Raw genomic sequence first — 20,039 nt, forward strand, 5'->3', positions numbered from 1 at the left:
TGTACGATTTTAAGATTATTGCATATTCCGCTTCCCGAGCGACCGGATGAGCCGCTCGTACGTCAAGCCGTATTTCTCCGCGATATCGCGGGCGTAGCTTTGTCCTTTCGGCCTCGACCGGCTGATTTTGTAGCTGCGGGTCGCCGTCAGATCGTCCGTCTCCGCCTCGGCGGTCAGGCTGTCGATCCGGCACCGGTCCGGCTCGTCGTTCCGTTCGTTCAGCCGATCGATGCTGCGCGCCAAGTCGTGCAGATGGGTGGCGAACAGCACGCGGCATCCCGCTTCGCGCAGGCCGAGCAGCACCTGCTCCGCGATAACCGTCGCTTCCGCGGCGCTCGTGCCGGAAAACGTCTCGTCCATCAGCAGCAAGCTGTGCTCGGTCAATCGCTCGCAAATATGCATCATTCGCCGGCACTCGTCCGCGAACCGGCCGCCCCGGACTTTATCCTCTTTATCCGGAAAATGGGCGAAAATGCGATCGACCGGACTGATGACCGCCGAAAACGCCGGAACGAACAAGCCGAGCTGGAACAGCAGCTGGGCGATCCCGACCGCCTGCACGAACACCGTTTTGCCGCCCTGGTTCGGTCCGGTCAAAATATAGATCATGCCGTCTTCGTCGAACTGCATTTCGTTCAGCACGACGCGATCGCCCGGCCCCCCGGTCTCCGGGCTTTGCTGCAGCCGCAGCGCCGTGACCGGATTGTACAGCCCGCCTACGGTAAACGTCTTGCTTTCCTTCGAGACGGCCTCGGGCTTGCAGACCGGCACGCCGCTTTCCAGCAGCCTTCGGAGCAGCGATACCCCGCCGAGCAGGAAGCGGATTTCGTCCGCCAGACCGATGCACCATTTCGTATTCGCTTTCGTATACGCGCGGATCGCCGGCCTCCAGCTTTTGAGCGACGATTTCAGCACCGTATGGAGCGTGCCGCCGACCGCTGCGCGAAATGCGGCGATTTGCTCCGGGGCAAGCCCTTTGCCGACGGCTTCGAGCGGAGCCAGGCACGTGTACCCGTCATCGCCGAAATCGACCCGAAGCAGCTTGTCGATCAGATGACCCGACCGGAACGGCTCGGTATGAATCGCCACGACGCCGGCTTCGGCCGGCCTCAGCTTCGCGTCCAAATTGACGCCGATCGTGAAGCTTTTGATGCTGCGGATGCTTTTGGCCATTTTCGCGTGCTCCGCCTTCAGCGCGCCGTAGGACTCGCTTTCGCGAATGCGCTTGACATTCGCGGCAAACGCTTTCAAGGCCGCGGACGAATAAACGCCTTCATGCTGCCGGAAAAAATCGTACAGCTTGTCGATCAAGCCGACGTACAGCTCGATTTCGGACACGCTCGTCAGCTGGTCGAACAAATCGTCGCCCCGTTCGACGTGCAGCATGTGCAGCTCCTGAATATCTTCCAGGTCCGGCAGCAGCTTTTCCAAAAATCGATACAGCGGCTCATGGTTCAAGACGTCCTCCACGACGTCGAGCCGATACCGGATGACGTCGATATCGTCGGTCAAATAGACGAGCGGATGCTTCTGGTTCGGCTTGAATTTGAACCGCTTCCGCATTTCGCCGAACAGCGTCTCCGCGGACAGCGCCGCGGCGACGTCCAAGTCCGCGGTCGGGTTTTCCGGGCTCCGGGGCGCGGCTCCTTCCGGATAAAGCAAGCTCCATTCGCGTTCCGTGGTCATGTCGGTCCCTCCTTGTCTCGATCGTTACATGAGATTGGCGCCGATCAACGAACGCAGCGGACCCGCCCCCAGGACGGAACCGATCCAAACGGCGGACGTCAGCAGATGGAGCAGCGCGAGCGAATAACCGTGCCCCCGCCAATCTCTCGATAACAAATAGTACGAAAACGACAAAAATACGAGCAGCGGCATGCTGATCATGATCAGGAAGCCGAACGACAGAAGCACGACGAAGAACAGTCCGACCCAATGCCGGAGCAGCCGGACCAGCAGCCGCGTCCGCGGCGGCCGGATGAGCAGCGGATGCCCGGGACCGTTCATGATGTCGCGGATGATAAGCTTTCGTACGAGATGCAGCATCGCCCGACCCCCAATTATTGGCACATTACCTTGATCGTACCACAGTCGTCGCCGATGCAGAAGTCATTTTCCGCTCACTAAACGGTGATGGCATCGGAACGGAACTTTTGGCAAATACTAATCGAACATTTCACGAAACGAAGGTCGATACGATGCATTCCTTTACGCCGCCGCGCGAAAACAATCGGCGCAAATTGCTGCTGAGCACGGGAATCAGCTGGCTGTTCGACGCCATGGACGTCGGCATGCTCTCGTTTATCGTCGCCGCTCTCGCCCTGGAATGGAATCTCGGTTCGCAGCAGATCGGGCTGCTGACGGCGATCAATTCGATCGGCATGGTCGTCGGCGCCGCCGTCGCCGGCTCGCTGGCCGACCAATACGGCCGTCGCGCCGTCCTCCTATGGACGCTCGTCCTGTTCTCCGCCGCGAGCGGATTGTCCGCGCTGGCCGGCAGCTTCGCGATGCTGTGCGTGCTCCGGTTTTTCGCCGGGTTCGGCCTCGGCGGCGAGCTTCCGGTCGCTTCGACATTAGTCTCCGAGTCGGTTCCGGCCCGGGATCGGGGCCGTACCGTCGTGCTGCTCGAAAGCTTCTGGGCGGCCGGCTGGATCGCCTCGGCGCTGATCGCCTACTTCGTCATCCCGCAGTACGGCTGGCGGACGGCATTCGTCATCGGCGCGCTGCCGGCGCTGTACGCCTTCTATTTGCGAAGGGCCGTCGAAGATTCTCCGCGTTATTTGAACCAACGCGGCAGGAAGCCGTCGTTCGGCGAACGGTTCGCCTCGGTTTGGTCGCCCGCCTACCGGACGTCGACCGTGACGCTGTGGATCTTGTGGTTTGCCGTCGTTTTCTCGTACTACGGCATGTTTCTGTGGCTGCCTACCGTCATCGTGATGAAAGGGTTCGATCTCGTCAAAAGCTTCGGGTACGTGCTCGTCATGACGCTCGCCCAGCTTCCCGGCTATTTTACGGCCGCTTATTTGATCGAAACGTTCGGCCGAAAATTCGTGCTCGTCGCCTACCTGCTGCTGACGGCCGCCAGCGCTCTATGGTTCGGAAGCGCGGAAACGATCGGCGGCATCGTCGGCGCGGGCGTCTGCTTGTCGTTTTTCAATCTCGGGGCATGGGGCGCCATGTATGCGTACACGCCCGAGCTGTATCCGACCTCGATCCGCTCGACCGGCGTCGGTTTCGCCAGCTCGTTCGGACGGGTCGGCGGCGTGATCGGGCCGTTCCTCGTCGGGGCGCTCGTCGCCCGGGGCACGGGCATTGCGGCGGTGTTTTACGTATTTTTCGCGGCGATCGTGATCGGGGCGTTAGTCCTGCTCGCGTTCGGCAAAGAGACGAAAGGAACCGATCCGGACCGGACGGACGGCGCGGTTGCGGGTTGATGCCCGGAAAGCCGAGGGCGGGGTTCGCCTGGGGGGCTAACGAATCGAGGCAACCTTATTTATGCCGATTTCACCCGCTGACCGATTTAACGAACCGTCGTATCGCTATAGGGCCATCCGCGCGTTAGAAAGCGCCTATTTCCGCGAAATAAGACCGTCTCGATTCGTTACGCGCGATAACCGTCCATTTTTCGGCAAATAACGATACTGAAATTCGTTACATCCCAATACGCGCAAAAAAAGGAAGCCACCGCCATTATGCTGCGGGGACTTCCTTCATCCTGCTTTTACCGATCGAAAAAGGCCGCCTTTTTTCACAAATGGGCTTTAACGGCTGCCTCCAGCTCGGCGAGCGGACGAACGCCGACGTATGTCGCGACGTCGACGCCGTCCTTGAACAATTTCAGCGTCGGGATGCTCATAATTCCGTATCGGCCGGCCGACTCCGGATTGTCGTCCACGTTCACCTTGGCGATCGTAACGGCATCGCCGATGCTGCCGCTGAGCTCCTCCAAAATGGGGGCGATGATTTTGCAAGGTCCGCACCAAGGCGCCCAAAAGTCGACGAGCACCAGCCCTTCACGGACCGTATTTTGAAACTCGGCATCCGAAACATTAACGATTGCCATCCGAATCCACTCCTTTATTTATCTATTAGTCGCTTTAACGACGTTGCCTGCGAATTAAAATCTCGGGGTGATCATCCGGCCCGGGCGACGCTCGGTATCCGGTACGGACCGATCCGGACCGGCCGAGACGAGCATGGCGCTCAGCGACTCGAACCATTCCTTGTCGTGCGTGGCGAGCGCCAGCTCGATCAAGTCGCGCAGCTGCGATTTGGCGGACGGAACATAGTCCGGCAGCTTTTTCGCTTTGGCCGTCTTCGTTTCGACGGTAGTGCCGACCGCCGCTTCGCGGTCGCTTTGCGTTACGTACACGTGCACCGTTCCGCCGGCGCCGACCGATTCCACAAACCCGATAAACTTTTCGTCCTGGGCGGTCGTGCCGCTGACCCAGTCGCCCTCTTTGAGAAGTACGATCGCATCCATTTGCTTCAGCCTCCTTGCCGATACGGCTTATCTGTCATCATTTTGATAACAGATTTATTGCAACAACTTACGCTTTCTGCTTCTGAGCCTCTCTTACACGCTCGAGCACGTCGCTAATGGTCATACGCCGCAAATGATGGAGCAGCTGCTGCTCGGCCTCGCCGAAAATGTCGTCCATCACCTCGGACATATGGCAGGCGATCATGCACGATTCGTCCGAGCTGCCGGAGCACCACGTCGGCTTCAGCGAACCGATGGACGTCGCGACGTACAGCTCGGCCAGCGTCACCGTCTCGGGGCTGCGGACCAAAATGAAGCCGCCGCCCGTTCCTTCCTTCGTCGACACGAAGCCTTGTTTCCGCAAACAGCTCATCACTTTGCGCAATCGCGACGGGTGGGTATTCACATTGCGGGCGATCGTATCGCTGGTTGCCATCCGATCCGGTCTGTACGCCAAGTACACGAGGCTGTGCACCGCAATCGTAAATTCGCTGTTCACCCTATGCGCCCCTTTCCGTTTGCTTACTGTTATTATATTGATGACAGTTTAAAAAGTCAACTGCTCATTCGCCCAAAAATCGCCATTTCGCATTCTCGTTTTCGGATAAAGCCCGCTGCGTACAACAAACATGAATATCGCTTGCGAAAAAAGAAAAGACGGCCCGTCCTTACGGCAGGCCGCATCAAGCGACAGTGCAATGCTCCCGTTCCGGTCGAAACGGACGTTCGAACGCGCGGTTCGGGAATGACGATTACCGATCCCCTTCCTTAAGCAAACCGAATCTATACCCGTATTCGTATAAGCCATAAAGCGGACCTTGCATGTAGCTTTCCGACGGATATTGCATTCGCAACAAATGGTATTGCCGCCATACGGTCGGCAACACGGCTTCGCTTCCCTTTATTCCAAGCAGAACGCAGAGCGAGCTGCGGACATAAGGAGATTTCGCCTTTTCCGCCAACTCGACGATTTCGTTAAGCGGAAAATCGGCAACTCGATTCAGATAGCGAACTCCTTGCTCGATAAAGACATCCTCATCCGTATCCCGCAACTTTTGAATGACGAAAGGGGTAACTTGTCCTTCGTATTCGAGCAATCGGTCGACCACTAACGGATAATTGATGACATCCGTGCCATGACTTAATTTCTCCATTAATACAAGCGGGTTTTGTTCCGCTCGGATTTGTTTTTCCTCCTCTTCTCCTCTCGTGATCATCTTTCGTGTCATAGAGCTTGCCAACTTTTGAAGTTCGGGCATTGTCAAATCGGCATGCAAAAGCATTGCGGCCGTTAGTTCCTGTAAAGGATGATAGTGAAAAAACCAATCGTTTACCCGCGGCGTATTCATATCTTCAAAATGCAGTCTGCGTTCGGATTCCGGCTTATTCAAACAGCACTTTTTGAATTTATTCCCGCTGCCGCATAAACAGGGATCGTTTCTTCCGAGTGCATCCAACGACATTTTCTTCAACATGGCCATGATCCAAGATCCCTTCCGTTCCAGCAAGCTTTGATAGTTGAAGTCCCGCCTTTTAGGCAACGGCTCCTCCCAAAGTCTAATTTACCATGGATTCCTTTTCCGTGTAAAAACATAACTGTTTCGGCAAGCCGATCGCGGCCTTGTCGGGTAACATAAATATGGTCAAAAAAAGGCCCGGCAGCAAATGTTTGCCGCCAGGCCTGTCGGCTTTCTCGCCTTTCCGCCGCCGGGCACCGGCAGGCGAGTACCATTCCTTCCTTGTGCAAGCTCCTTACCGCCGCTTACCGTTTCGCCTTATAAAATTCGTGATACAGCTTCATCAGCGCCCGCTTCTCGATGCGAGATACGTACGAGCGCGAAATGCCGAGCTCCTTGGCGATTTCCCGCTGCGTCCGCTCCTCCCCGCCGTGCTCCAGGCCGAACCGGCCGACGACGACCTCTTTTTCCCGGTCGTCCAGTATGTCGAGATTTTTATAAATTTTCGACTTTTCGATTTTCAGCTGCACTTTGTCCACGACATCGTCGGCTTCGGTGCCGAGAATATCGATGAGCGTAATTTCGTTGCCCTCTTTGTCCGTGCCGATCGGATCGTGCAGCGATACGTCCTTGCGCGTTTTTTTCAGCGAACGCAGGTGCATCAATATTTCGTTCTCGATGCAGCGCGCCGCGAACGTCGCCAGCTTCGTCCCTTTATCGGGGGAGAACGATTCGATCGCCTTAATCAAGCCGATCGTGCCGATCGAGATCAAATCCTCCAAATCTTCTCCCGTATTGTCGAACTTTTTGACGATATGGGCGACGAGACGCAAATTATGTTCGATGAGCAAATTTCGGGAGTGCGCGTCTCCGGCCTCCATCAGCTTCAAATGCTTCATTTCTTCCTCTTCCGTAAGCGGCTGGGGGAAGGCGTTGTTCTTGACGTACGAGACGAGGAGCATTAATTCCTTAATGAATAACGCGATGGTGGCAAAAAATCCGGGCACTTCTGTCACCCCTTATGAAGAGTTAGTAACAGTGTATGTGGGCGCGCGCCCAGCCGTGCCTGTACGGGGGAAAAATAGCGTCCGTCCGGGAAGGAAGGGCGCTTCGATAAATCGCTTTTCGAAAAGGGCAATCCGGAAGAAACGCGTCCGCCGCCACTACCGCCGACGGCGGCGCCTTCGCGCAGATAGTGCTCCTACGAGCACTATATCCGCTCCTTCGCTGTGCGGACGGTCGTGCTCTTTCGCGCACTATCCGGGCCGCTCCCTCCGCCGGCGAACGGCAAACAGGGGAGCGCCCGTTCGGCGCTCCCCTGTTTTGCTGCCTCCTACCTGCTATACGTTCACCGTCGCCCCCGAGCGCGCGTTCGGCAGCGTGACGGTAACCTCGTGTTCCCGTCCGTCGTCGACGAGCGGCACGTACGGCTCGCCGCCCTCCTCCGGCTCGATCGTCGAGCCGTCGACCGTTACGCTCCCGGAGCTTCCTCCGGGCGCATCGCTCCCCGCCGCCAGCACCGTAATCCGGTACGACGACTCGCCGAACCGGTACCGCACCGTGAAGGACGGCCAGTCGCGCGGCACGGTCGGACGGACGTACAGCTTGTCGGCTTCGCGGCGCAATCCGAGAATCCATTCGACGCCCGCCTGATACATCCAGCCGGAGGCGCCGGTATACCATGTCCATCCCGCTCTGCCCGCCACCGGCTCCCGCGTGTATACGTCGGCCGCCATGACGTACGGCTCTCCGGCGTATTGGCGCACTTCCGAAGGGCTGCGGGCGTGGTTGAGCGGGTTCAGCATCTGGAACAGCTCGTACGCTTTATCCCCGTCGCCCAGCTTGCTCCAGGCGATAATGCTCCAGATGACGCCGTGCGTATACTGCGCGCCGTTTTCCCGGATGCCCGGCGGATAGCCTTGAATATAGCCCGGACTCGGCTCGGTCCGGTCGAACGGAGGCGTCAGCAGCCGCGCGACGGACAAAGTCCGGTCGACCAGCTCGCGGTCGAACGATTGCATCGCCTGCTTCGCCCGTTCCAGCGGGGCGGCGTCGGACAATACCGACCACGATTGCGCGATCGCGTCGATGCGGCATTCGTCGCCTTCGACGGTGCCGAGCCACGCTCCCTCGTCGGTATAGGCGCGCCGGTACCATCCGCCGTCCCACGCGTGCTTGTTCGCCGCCTCCCCGATCGACTTGGCCCGCTCCCGGTACAGCTCGGCGCGGCCCGCGTCTCCTTTCAGCTCGCACATGTCCGCAAACTTGCGGAGCACGTCGCATAAAAACCAGCCGAGCCATACGCTTTCGCCTTTGCCTTCGTCGCCGACCGAGTTCATGCCGTCGTTCCAGTCGCCGATGCCCATCAGCGGCAGGCCGTGCTCCCCGAGCCGCGACGCCCGTTCGATCGCGCGCACGCAATGCTCGTAAATCGACGCCGACTCCGGGGAAATAACGGTTTCCTCGTACCGTTCGTGCTCGTCGTCCGCCAGCTCCTCGCTGGCGATAAACGGCGCGATCTGCGTCAATATATCGGCGTCTCCGGTATGAACGACGTACCGGGAGACGGCGTACGGCAGCCACAGCAGATCGTCCGTATAGCGCGTCCGGATGCCCCGGCCGGTTTCTTCGTGCCACCAATGCTGAACGTCGCCCTCGACGTATTGATGCGCCGCATGCAGCAAAATTTGACGGCGCGTCAGCTCGGGGGCCGTATGCAGCAGCGCGAGCGAATCTTGCAGCTGGTCGCGGAAGCCGTACGCGCCCCCGGCCTGGTAAAAGGCGGTCCGCGCCCACATCCGGCACGACAGCGCCTGGTACAGCAGCCAGCCGTTCAGCAGGACGTTCAGCTCTCGGCTCGGCGTCTCCGCCTCGATCTGGCCGAGCGTGCGGGACCAAAACCGTTTCACGTCCGCGAGCGCGGCGTCGCAGCTTTCGCCCGTCGAGTGACGGCGCACGAGCTCGAGCGCCGCTTCCTTGGAATCGCTCGCGCCGAGGAGCACGTACGCTTTGCGGACGGCCCCCGGCGGAACGGTCAATCTCATCCGGACGACGCCGCAGCTGTCCGCGAACGCGCCGTCCGCGTTCGACAGCTTGTCCCGCCGCATGCCGTTGGGCAAAGCGATCGAGCCGGTACGGCCGATAAACTCGGCGCGGTCCGCCGTAAACGTCACCCGCGGCGCCGGCTCGTCCGGCAGCGGTCCGCTTCCGCCGTCCGGCGAATCGGCGTGCATGTGCAGGAATGCGACCGCGTCGCGGAACGTTTCCTGGTACCGATTCGCGGCGAGCAGCGAGTTCGTCTCCGCATCCCATTCGGCGACGATGTACGGAGCGTTCGCTTTCCGGCTGACGCCGAGCACCCAGCCGCAGTAATAGGCGACGGACAAGGTGCGCGGCGCGGAGCCCGTATTTTCCAGCTCGAGGGCGATCACTTTGAGCGGATCCTCCTTGTGCACGAAAACGGTCATCTCGTGCCGGATGCCCCTCGTATGCCGCGTAAACCGCGTATAGCCGAAGCCGTGAGCCGCCTCGAACGCGCCTTGGCCGAGCGCAGGAGCCGGGGAAGCGGTCCATACGTCGCCGCCGGCTTCGTCCCGGATGTAGCAAGCTTCGCCCGGCGTGTCGAGCACCGGGTCGTTCGACCACGGCGTCAGCTTGAACTCCCGGCTGTTGCGCCACCACGTATAGCCGGTGCCGAGCTCGGTGACGAGGGTGCCGAAATGCGGATTCGCCATCACGTTGCTCCATGGCGCGGACAAATAGCTGCCGTCCCGCATCAAGATCCGGTATTCGCGCCCGTCCGGGGCGAAGCCGCCCCATCCGTTGTACAGCAGCAGCGCGTCCGGGTTCGTGCCCGCGGCCGAATCGAACACGCCCGCGCGGGCGGGAGGCGCGGCTTCTTCCTTCCCGCCTACCCTATCGCCGTCCCCTGTTCCGGCTCCACCGCGCGTACGCATTCCCGTTTCCGTTCCCGCATCCGGCACAGAAGCCGATTCCGGTTCGGGACGAAGCCGGAACTCCGGCGGCAGCCCTTCGATCGTCGGCAGCTCGCCCGCCGGCCGCGCATCGCCGGATGCGGCGGAGCGGCCGCGCCGGGCCGGACGGACGGCGAGCTGCGCCTTGAAGCTCGGCCCGTCCGCGCGCAGCGTCAGCCGGGCGACGGCGGCGAGCAAATTCGCCTGCTCCGCCGTCAGCGAGTCGGCCATGACCGGGTAGACGCCGCCGGGCGCGGGGACCGCTTCGTTCGTCTGATCGACGGCGCGGCGCAGCGCGTCCAGAACGTCCTGGTAATAGCCCCCGGCCGTCTCGATCAGGAAAACGAGATCGAAGCCGATTCCTTTTTTGCGCAAATACGTATGGCCGGCAAGCGCCTTGAGCGCAAACGGCATTTGGCTTTTGTCCTGCAGCCTGACGAGCGCGATCGGCAGGTCGCCGGATATGCCGAGCGGCCAAAGTCCGGATTGGCCGGCCGTATTCGCGGCGATCGCCGCTACCCGCTCTTTGCGCAGCGGCGCCTCGTAGAGCAGACGGCCGGCCATCCGGTGGAATTCGGCCGCCTCGAGGGCGCTAATATGCTGATGCCGCAAATCGATGCGGCTGTGCGTCCATGCGAGCTGAAACGCCTGCTCCGCCTGCGTCTCGCCGCACAGCTCGGCCGCCGCGGCGAGCGCTTCTTCGCGGCTGTACGCCGCGCCGGTCACCGCGAACAGCTTGACCGTCTCGCCCGGCCCGACGGAAACGCGCCGCCGCATGACGAACGCGGGATCGAGCACCGCGCCCGTCGTTCCGGAAAGCCGGAGCGACAAGCCGGCCGGGGCGGCCAGCGTGTGTCCCCGCCCGATAAAGCCGGAGCGGCTCGTATCGAACTCGACGGGACCGATCGTCCGGCAGCCGGCGGACAGGCGATGCACCGTCCATTTCGCCCGCTCCTTGCCGTCCCGCGGCCGCCGGTACGCAAGCAGCTGCTCGCCCTGCTCGTCATACTCCGTCTGCACGAACAGCTTGCTGAACGCCGGGTGAGCGTCGTCCGCCGCCGGGGGAGCCAGCGCGATCTCCGTATACGACGTCACCTCGAACACCCGCGCCTCGTCGCCGCCGTTCGTGATGGACAGCCGGCGAAGCTCGCAGTTCCGGCCCGGCGGCACGCAAATTTCCAGCTCCGTGGCGATCGCCCCGTCGCGCCGCGTAAAGACCGCCTTGTCCAGCGAAAACTGCGCCCCGCTCTCGTCCGCCGGCTTCCGGCAAGGCTCGAATGCGGGCGACCAAACCGTTTCGGCGGACAAATCGCGAATGTACAAGCAGCTGCCGGGCGTCTCCGCGACCGGATCTTCGTGCCAGCGCGAAACGGCGTTCCCTTCCCAGCGGCTGAAGCCGCCCCCGCTTTCGGTAACGACCGTCGTAAACGTGCCGCTCGACAGCACGCACGTCTCCGGAGCCTCGGCAAGCTGCCTGTATTCGTGCAGCGGAACGCGGGTTCCGAGAAGCGGCTCCTTCGCGCGCTCCCGATATGGCGCGGCGGTATGCTTGATGATCGCCGGCTTGTCGGGCAGCCGTTCCTGGAGCAGCAGCTCGGCGGCCTGCACCCGTTTGTCCGCGTGGAACCGGTCGATCATCGAGCGGGGCAGCAGCATGTTGCCGAGCGTCAGCTGGCTCATGCCGAGATGATGCGCCATAAAGCTGCGCACGACGACATGGCCGCGGTCGGCCGGCATCCGGGCGGCGGTAGCGTCGATCGCCTCGTAAAAGCCGTACGCGCCCCGGGCGCCCATCGCCTCCATCCGCCGCAGCGACGCAAGCGATTCGCGCGGCTCGAACGGGAGCGCCATGATCGCCGCGTACGGAGCCAGCACGAGATCGTTTTCGAGCCCCCGCTGAAATCCGAGACCGGGTACGCCGAACGCGCGGTATTGGTAATTCATCGCATAGTCGAACGCGTAATAGCCGGACTCGGAAATGCCGAACGGCACCCCGCGCAGCCGGGCGTACTCGATCTGCTTCCGTACGACTCCGCGGTAAGCGGCGTCCCATACGGTATGCCGGTACGTGCGCATGAGCAGCGAAGGCATCAAATATTCGAACATCGTCCCGGACCACGACAGCAGCGTCGGCCGGCGGCCGGCGCGAACCATCGCTCTCCCGAGCTTGAACCAGTGCGATACCGGCGCTTGACCGAAGGCGATCGCCAAAAAGCTCGCCTGTCTCGCCTCCGAAGCGAGCAAGTCGTACAAGATCGCTTCCCGGCGGTTCAGCCCCACGTGATAGCCGAGCGCGAACAGCTGCGCGCTTTCGTCGTACAGCGGGCGGAAATCCGTCCCGCGGACGATCGCCTCGATCCGGTCCGCCAGCGCCCCGGCCCGGACCCGAAGCTTGCCGTCCCGCTCGCCGTCCCGTTCGCCCCATTCCAGAACGCCCTGCTTCAGCGCGATCAAATAGGCGATGAAGTTGCCGGAATCGACCGTGGACACGTATACGGGCGGCAGCGGCTCGAGCGTTCGCGTATCGTACCAGTTGTACAAATGGCCGGACCATTTCTCCATCTTCTCGATCGTGGCGATCGTGCGCTCGATCCGGTCCAGCATGCCCGCCGTATCGATAAATCCGAAATCGCGGGCGGACAGCGTACAGGCAAGCATCAAGCCGATATTGGTCGGCGACGTCCGGTGCGCGACGCCGTTCGGCGGTTCGATCTGCACGTTGTCCGGCGGCAGGAAGCGGTCTTCCGCCCCGGCGAAATCCTCGTAATATTGCCAAATGTGCCGCGCCAATTCGCGAAGCCGTTCGCGGTCCGCCTCCGTCAGCTCGCTCCGCTCCGTAGCGGGGGCGCCGTTCAGCCAGCGCACGGCGACGGGCGCCAGCAGCCACAGGACGGCCAGCGCGAGCGACGTCCAGCGCAAGCCGGCCGGCGTCGCCGCCAGAGCGGCCGCGGCGAACAGAAGCGCGCACAGAGCCCCGCCGCGAAAGCCCATGATGGCCGACCGCGATCCGGCGCTGCTGCGCCGCTCGACCTCCGCCGAGCTCGTCCATTCGAGCAGCTTCTTCTTGCTTACCGTCAGCCGGTACAGCGTGCGCGCGATCGCGTCGGCCATGACGACCGCCTGGTACGGCAGCGTGACGAGCAGCACGAGCGATTGGCCGAACGCCGTCACGATCGACAGCGGCGAACGCGCGAGCCGCACCGGCGCAAGCAGGCAGCGCACGACCGTCAAGCCGAGCGTAACCAGCGCGATCGCCGACAGGGCGATGCCCGCGCCGCCGGACAGAAGCGCGCCGACGAGCAGCAGCGCGAACAAGGCGGGCTGCAGCAGACTGCGCCGCATGTTGTCGACGATTTGCCAGCGGGTGAGCAGCGACAGATCGACCGGCCGCGGACTGCCGCAGCGGTCGGACATCTTCGGGGCGAGCCAGCACAGCAGCTGCCAGTCGCCGCGCACCCACCGGTGCAGCCGGCGCTGGTACGATTGAAACGTCGCCGGATGCCCGTCGACCACTTCGATATCCGACAGCAGCCCGCCCCGGAGGAAGCCGCCCTCCAGCAAGTCGTGGCTGAGCACCCGGTTGTCCGGAATGCGGTCGTTCAGCACTTGCCGAAACGCATCGACGTCGAATATGCCCTTGCCGGTAAAAATGCCTTGGCCGAACGCGTCCTGGTACGGGTCCGATATCGCGAACGCATACGGATCGATGCCGGGCTTGCCCGACCACAGCTTGGCAAGCCGCGAAGCCGATACGGCTTCGTAGCTGATGCCGACCCGCGGCTGCAGCACACCGTAGCCTTCCGCCACGCGCGTCCCCGCCTCGTTCAGCCGGGCCCGGTTGAACGGCAGATGCATCGTGCCGATCATGCGCTGAGCCGCGCCGATCGGCAGCTCCGTATCCGCGTCGAGCGTGATGACGTAGCGGAAGCGAGACAAATTCGCGCAGTCGCCCACGATGCACGAATAGCTCGTCGCTTCGCTCCCGCGCAGCAGCTCCACGAATTCGACAAGCTTGCCGCGTTTTCGCTCCCAGCCCATCCACACTTGCTCCGAATCGTTCCATCGGCGGGCGCGCTGAAACAAATAAAACGGCCCTTTCCCGGTAGCCGGATCGCCGTACGTCCGGTTGAGCCGCTCGATGCGGCGTCGCGCCGCCTCGACGATCGGCCCGTCCGCCGCGTCGCGTTCGGCGGCGGCGTCCGGGAAATCGCCGAGCAGCGCGTAGGCGACGTTCGGGTCCATCGTCGCCAAATAATGCAGCTCCAGCCGGTCCGCCATCTGCTCCGCTTCTTCGGGATTCGACCAGATGACCGGGATGACCGTGATCGTCGCCGCGTCGGCGTCGATGCCGCTCGAATAATCGTAGCGAAGCAGCGGCCGCCCCGTAAACAGACGTCCGATCAAGCCGTGTACGATCGCCACCGTCCATTCGCTGACCGGTATCGCCAGCGCGGCCGCGGCGGCGATCCATGCGCCGATGCCGGGAAGGCCGCCGGCCGAGGCTGCGCCGAGTACGGTCAGCGCGAGCAAACCGGCGAACAGCGCCGCCATGAAGGTTACGTACGCCCCGGCCTCGGTGCGCGCGATCGTCAGCGCCGACGTCCGCTTCGGCCGGCCGCACTCGCGAAGCGTACGGAGCAGCAGCCGCCGTCCGGCGGGCTCAAGCAAGTAGTAGGCGGCAAAGCACGTACGCGCCGGCAGCTCCTCGCCCCGACCGGCGGCGTTCTCGCTCCCCCTGCCGTCCTCCGCGCCCGGACGTTCGGCGAAATGCCGGTCCGCCAGCCGGACGGCCTGCTCCGCGACGACGTTTTCCGGCATGCCGTACTTCCGCGACAGCCGTTCGACTTGCGCGCGAAGCGTGCCGCGGCTCGTCGGGTCCATCCGCGCATACGTGCCCGCGGCCTCTTCGGCCAGCGTCCGCTCGACGACGCATACTTTTCCGAACGAAGCGTCCCACCGGGCGCGGGTCAGCGTACGCAGCGCCTGGATCAAATTGCCGGCCATCCATTCGTAGGACGCCTGCAGCTGGTGTTCGTACAGCGTAATCCGGTTCAGGCTCTCCGCGCCGTTATCGAGCTTGCACAGCAGCCAGCTGCGAACCTCGCCCGCCTCGTCGGCCCATTCGTTCAGCCGGCCGACCAAATGAACGATGACCGGAGCGGACAGCGGAATCGTATGGCCGGCCGCGTCCAGCGCCTCCTTCAGCCTGCCGGCGTCCGGCTTGCGTCCGCCGTTCTCGAACGGCTCCAGCAGCTTGTCGACTTCGGCGAACGCGCGCCGTCTTTCGCGGATATCGCGCATCAGCTGCGCCAGCTTGCCGACGGCCGCCATGCGCATCGTCAGCGGAACGGCGCCGGTCTCCGCGATCGTCAGCACGGCGATCTCCTGGTACGCGAGCAAAAAACGCACGAGCGCCTCTTCGTCCAAAACGCCGTCCGTCAGCGTCAAAAATTCCGAGCAGAGCGCCTGGACCCGCGGCTCCGTCCCCGGCAGCAGCCGGGGCAGCCGGCGCGCCGCCCGTTTCGCCAGCGCCGTCCGCACCGTGAACGCTTCCGCCTCGATGAAATCGGCGTGATCGAGCAGCCATTGCTCGGCCGGCTGCAGGGCGGACGGCTCGATCCGCTTCAGCTCGGACGCGAACTGCCGCAGCGAATCCAGATTGCGGCGAAACGACCGCCACATCGACGCGGTCGAAAGGGCGGAAGGTTGACCGGGATGATGAATAAGAGCCAGCTCACGCGCTTGTTGTTCCAATTGCTCGACTGTTGGAATCATGAGTCCCCCTTAATCCGATAGATCATACGATCGCTGATTTGAGTAATATTCCCAATTTATCGGAAAAATATGAGAGGAACGCGCGAATCGGGCGAAACCGTGTCGAAACGAAGCGGCCGGAACGAACTCGCGGTCAAGGCGCCGGTTTACCCGTCATAGGCTGACGGACTTGCTCGGAAATGCCGTAAGACGATTTTGACGGCAGCGATATCGCAGCTAAAATTTCTCGCAATGCGAGACATTGTATTCAAAAATTCGAACTTCCGCCATACAAATTATGGTATAGTAATCACGAAGACGACTTATCGCCCCGCCCGATGCGCGGGCGCTGGAATCAATCGTTCCGAATTCGTTTCATCCGAAAGGGGAAATCGTTTCATGCCGACGATACGCGTATTGAAGCACGACGTCCTGTACAAGGACGGCCGGTACAACTCGTTTCCGAGCATCGTCCGCCTCGCGGACGGCTCCTTCCTGCTCGGCTTCCGGCAGGCGCCGGACCGGAGCGCCCTGGGCAGCGTTACCCATGTCGACCCTTCCTCGAAAGCGGTTACAATCCGCTCGGCGGACGGAGACCGCTGGAGCGGCGAAGCGAGCGTGCTGTACGACGATTTTTTTTACGGCGTCCAGGACCCGTGCCTCAATGTATTGAACGACGGCAGCCTGCTCGCCACCTGCTTCATGTGGAAGGTGTACGACAAGGAGGATGCCCCCGCCCGGGATACCGGCATTTGGCACAACGTGTACGACCGTTGGGCGGCCCGGAATGTCGGCTGCTTCTCGCTCCGGTCGACCGACAACGGCCGGTCGTGGGACCGTCCGATCCCGTTTCCGATCGCGGATATGGCGATTCGCGGAAACTGCGTCCAGCTTCCGGACGGCTCGGTATTGGCGCCGCTGTACGGCAAACGAGGCGACACGTTCGACGTCGTCGTTGCGCGCACGACCGATCGCGGGGCGACCTGGTCGGAGCTGGCGACGATTCCCGCGGCGGACGGGTACCATTTTCACGAGCCGAACCTTTACCGGACGCCGTCGGGCAAGCTGGTCCTGTTTACGCGCAGCCTGAAAAAGCTGCGGGAGCCCGGCGAGAAAGCGTCTCCCCTGTTCACCGCGGAATCGGCCGACGGCGGGCTGACGTGGAGCGAGCCGGCGAAGCATGACATTTTCTCGCCGAGCCCGTTCCATCTGCTGAGACTGAAGGACGACCGCGTCCTGCTCTCTTACGGCTACCGGCATCAGCCGTTCGGGGTGCGCGCCATCGCGCTCGATCCGGAATGCGCGAACATCGATGCGGCCGAGGAGACGGTCGTCCGGGACGACGGGCTCGGCGGCGATATCGGCTATACGAGCGCGGCGCAGCTGGAGGACGGCCGGGTGCTTATCACGTATTACTATTACGGCGACGACTCGCTGCGCTATATCGCCGGATCTTACGTGAGCGTCGATTCGTAACCGCGATCGTCCGCGGGCTCGCCGCCTGCGCGTAAACCAAAAAGCTTCCGTTCCCGGGGCGCCGAATCGGCCCGCGGAGCGGAAGCTTTTGTCTTGTCCGCGAATCGCGGACGATTTTTTTTACGATATGCATGCGGCTTGCACCCGATTCGACTGCTCCCCTTTGACCGGAAGCTTCAGCTCGATCGTCGTCCCTTTCTTTTCCGCGCTGTTGATCGTCAGCGTCCCGTGATGCTGCTCGACGATCCGATAGCTGATCATCAGCCCGAGTCCCGTTCCGTTCGTCTTCGTCGTCAAGAACGGCTCGCCGAGCTTGCTTACGATCGTCTCGGGGATGCCTTCGCCCTGATCTTTGATTTTGATGCTGACGTGCTCGCAGCCGAGCGGTTCGGCGGTAATGACGACGTTTCCGCCGCCCGGCATCGCTTCGATCGCGTTTTTGATCAGGTTGATGAACACCTGCTTCAGCTGATTTTCGTCGCAGTAAATGTCCGGCAGCGCCTTGCCCGCTTTCGACACGAGGTTGACGTTCATCATGACGGCCTGATGGTTCAGCACCGAGACAACGTGGTCGAGCATGCCGGTTACGCTGCTGTAGCCGAATTGCGACATTTGCGGCTTCGCGAGCGTCATAAAGTCGCTTACGATCAGGTTGATCCGCTCCAGCTCCGCCAGCATCGTATCGTAGTAAAACGTGTCTTCCTTCGTTCGGGATTTCAGCAGCTGCGTAAATCCTTTGAGCGACGTAAGCGGGTTGCGGATTTCGTGGGCGAGGCTCGCCGCCAGCTGTCCGAGCATCGACAGCTTTTCCGAGCGGATCATCATTTCCTCGGCCCGCTTGCGGTCGGTAATGTCGCGGAGAACGGTCAGCGTGACCGTCTTGCCCATATAATGATGGATGCGGATGCACGATATTTCCGCCTCGATCAGCTGGTCGTCGCAGCAAATGATCGGATACTCCCGGAACGAGGACGGCTCGTCCGTCTGCATCACTTTCCGCCACATCTTTTTCGCCGACTTGCCATGATCCGGGTGAATGAACTGGAACAGGCTTTTGCCGATCAAATCCGATTCCGAAGCGGCGCGGAACAGCTTCATCGCCGATTTGTTGACGTAGATCAGAACGCCCTCGTCGCTGACGACGATCGGCTCCGGCAAAAATTTGATCAGCCTCTGGTACCGCCCGGCGCTTTCGCGAAGCGCTTCCTCGACCTCGATCTTGTACGTGACGTCCTGGAACGTGCCGAGCAGCGACGGCTTTCCACGGTACGTCGTGCAGGTGAAAAGACCTTCCAGGTGAACGAGACTCCCGTTCTTCTTTACGCCTCTGACGGAAAACGGGTACGTGGACAGCCGTCCCTCCAACGTTTGCAAAGCGATTTCCTGCAAGCCGGCCTGATCTTCGGCGTAGATGAACGTCTCCAGCGTCGCCTGCATCGCCTCCTCGCCGGTATAGCCGAACATGGCGGTAAAGTACGGATTGGCGTACACCATTTTATGGTCCTGATACAAGTAAACGCCGGTCATGGCGTTTTCGACCAAGCATTCGTACAGCGGCTCCGTTTCCGGCAAAGACTGCCTTCTCGGGTTCGTCGCTTCGCGCAGCAGCAGCTGCACGGATGAGCCGCTACGGGTCACGATCGGAACGACTTTCGCTTCGACCTCGATCAGCGAACGATCGAGCCGGATCAGCTTCATGACTATCGTATCGGACGGCGATTCGCCGGCGAGCAGCTGCTCGATATAAGCGGCCAGATCGATCGGGCGCCCTCCCCCGATAAAGTCGAGAAAGCATCTCCCCTTCAACGACTCGGCCGACGGCGCGCCGAGCAGCCCGGCAGCGGCGGGATTCGCGTAAAATACGTCGTAATCGTCGAGCGCGACGATCGGCTCGGGCGAAAACTGCACGAGCTGGCGATACCGTTCCTCGCTTTCCGACAAGTGCTTCTCCGTTATTTTTTGCCGCGTGATGTCCCGCTCCACGCCGACGAGCGCCACGACGTTTCCATCGTCGTCCATCACGGGCGACAGCGTCACGCTGGCGTGGAACAGGCTTCCGTCCTTCCGCAGCTTCATCGTCTCGTAACCGTTTACATAACTACCGGACAGCACTCTTCGATGCAGCTCTCGCGATTCTTCCAGCAGATGAGGCGGCGTCATCGGCATCGTCGCGCCGATAATCTCATCCCTCGACCAGCCGTGCAGCGTCTCGAACGCCCGATTGACATCGATTACTTTTCCTTCCAAATCGACGATAACAATACCGTCGCTCGTCCAGCTCATAAACGACGCCAACAGAGCTTTGTACATATTCCCGGTATAGCTCGAGCTTTTTGGCATTAGAACGTCATCCCTCTATTTGTTAGGAATCGTCGCATTGTGACAATAGTTAGACATAAACGCGCGAATCCCTGCCTGCCGCCCATTTTTTTTACCGATAATTTATAAAGGCGGATGCCGAAGGTCGCCGGTCGGGCGCAATCGTGCGAAGCGTCCGCCGCGCATGCTATAATGAACGTATTCCAGCATCCGGGGGGCAGCCAAAGCTTTGAAAATTCATATCGTAGCCGGCATTTTGATCGGATATTTCAACGCGGCATGGTCGATGGTATTCGTTGCCGCCTTGTTATGGGGCGTTTTTTTCTGCGCGTTCATGCTTCGGTCGTACAAAGGACGCAAGGAGCAGTATATGGACAAGCTGAAGTCGCTCGGCAAGGAGAAGCAGTTCGGGCTTGCCCTGCGGCACGCTTATTACGTCAACGAATTCGTGAGCGCAACCGGCATTTCGTATCTAATCGGCATGGTCGTCTATTCGGTGAAAAGCGCGATGTAGATCTCGCGGCACGCCGCAAGCAAGCGCGATCCCCGGTTCCTCCGCAATGGCGGGACCGGGGA

12 protein-coding genes are annotated in these 20,039 nt (G+C 61.5%); 3 read left to right on the plus strand and 9 right to left on the minus strand.

Going from position 1 to position 20,039, the window contains the following annotated elements; genetic code table 11:
- Positions 1-15: 15 nt before the first annotated feature.
- Together PV407_RS07620 and PV407_RS07625 are read right to left on the minus strand one after the other, a co-directional pair.
- On the minus strand, positions 16-1,686 hold the full coding sequence (locus tag PV407_RS07620) for a MutS-related protein (protein WP_332089310.1): 1,671 nt from the start codon (positions 1,684-1,686) through the stop codon (positions 16-18).
- Positions 1,687-1,710: 24 nt separating this feature from the next.
- Entirely contained in the window at positions 1,711-2,046 is a 336-nt protein-coding gene (locus PV407_RS07625; RefSeq protein WP_332089311.1) for a hypothetical protein, read from the minus strand.
- A 152-nt stretch (positions 2,047-2,198) separates the two neighbouring features.
- Here PV407_RS07625 and PV407_RS07630 point away from each other — a divergent pair, with 152 nt between their 5' ends.
- Positions 2,199-3,434, plus strand: a complete 1,236-nt coding sequence (locus PV407_RS07630; protein ID WP_332089312.1) for an MFS transporter — start codon at positions 2,199-2,201, stop codon at positions 3,432-3,434.
- Between the two features lie 314 nt (positions 3,435-3,748).
- On the opposite strand, the gene trxA is transcribed toward PV407_RS07630, so the two are convergent.
- The 6 genes from trxA to PV407_RS07660 form a co-directional block, all read right to left on the minus strand.
- A complete protein-coding gene (gene trxA / locus PV407_RS07635; protein ID WP_332089313.1) occupies positions 3,749-4,063 on the minus strand; it encodes a thioredoxin in 315 nt (104 codons plus the stop codon).
- A 54-nt stretch (positions 4,064-4,117) separates the two neighbouring features.
- Positions 4,118-4,483, minus strand: a complete 366-nt coding sequence (locus PV407_RS07640) for an IDEAL domain-containing protein (protein ID WP_332089314.1) — start codon at positions 4,481-4,483, stop codon at positions 4,118-4,120.
- Between the two features lie 67 nt (positions 4,484-4,550).
- Positions 4,551-4,982 carry an RrF2 family transcriptional regulator gene (locus tag PV407_RS07645; RefSeq protein ID WP_332089315.1) on the minus strand — a complete coding sequence of 144 codons (432 nt, stop codon included), beginning with the start codon at positions 4,980-4,982 and terminating at the stop codon, positions 4,551-4,553.
- A gap of 253 nt (positions 4,983-5,235) precedes the next feature.
- Positions 5,236-5,964, minus strand: a complete 729-nt coding sequence (locus PV407_RS07650) for a YecA family protein (RefSeq protein ID WP_332089316.1) — start codon at positions 5,962-5,964, stop codon at positions 5,236-5,238.
- A gap of 281 nt (positions 5,965-6,245) precedes the next feature.
- Positions 6,246-6,947: an RNA polymerase sporulation sigma factor SigK gene (sigK, locus tag PV407_RS07655; RefSeq protein WP_332089317.1), complete on the minus strand. Its 702-nt coding sequence runs from the start codon at positions 6,945-6,947 to the stop codon at positions 6,246-6,248.
- 333 nt (positions 6,948-7,280) lie between these two features.
- Positions 7,281-15,689 (minus strand): GH36-type glycosyl hydrolase domain-containing protein, encoded by an 8,409-nt coding sequence (locus tag PV407_RS07660; protein WP_332089318.1) that lies wholly within the window; start codon positions 15,687-15,689, stop codon positions 7,281-7,283.
- A 378-nt stretch (positions 15,690-16,067) separates the two neighbouring features.
- Between PV407_RS07660 and PV407_RS07665 the strand changes: the two genes are divergently transcribed.
- Positions 16,068-17,144, plus strand: a complete 1,077-nt coding sequence (locus tag PV407_RS07665; RefSeq protein ID WP_332089319.1) for a sialidase family protein — start codon at positions 16,068-16,070, stop codon at positions 17,142-17,144.
- 120 nt (positions 17,145-17,264) lie between these two features.
- On the opposite strand, the gene PV407_RS07670 is transcribed toward PV407_RS07665, so the two are convergent.
- On the minus strand, positions 17,265-19,484 hold the full coding sequence (locus tag PV407_RS07670) for a PAS domain S-box protein (protein ID WP_332089320.1): 2,220 nt from the start codon (positions 19,482-19,484) through the stop codon (positions 17,265-17,267).
- A 208-nt stretch (positions 19,485-19,692) separates the two neighbouring features.
- Between PV407_RS07670 and PV407_RS07675 the strand changes: the two genes are divergently transcribed.
- On the plus strand, positions 19,693-19,977 hold the full coding sequence (locus PV407_RS07675; RefSeq protein ID WP_332089321.1) for a hypothetical protein: 285 nt from the start codon (positions 19,693-19,695) through the stop codon (positions 19,975-19,977).
- The last annotated feature ends 62 nt before the right edge of the window (positions 19,978-20,039 follow it).

It is taken from the genome of Paenibacillus sp. GYB003, assembly GCF_036577625.1.
Lineage (GTDB): Bacteria > Bacillota > Bacilli > Paenibacillales > NBRC-103111 > Paenibacillus_AB.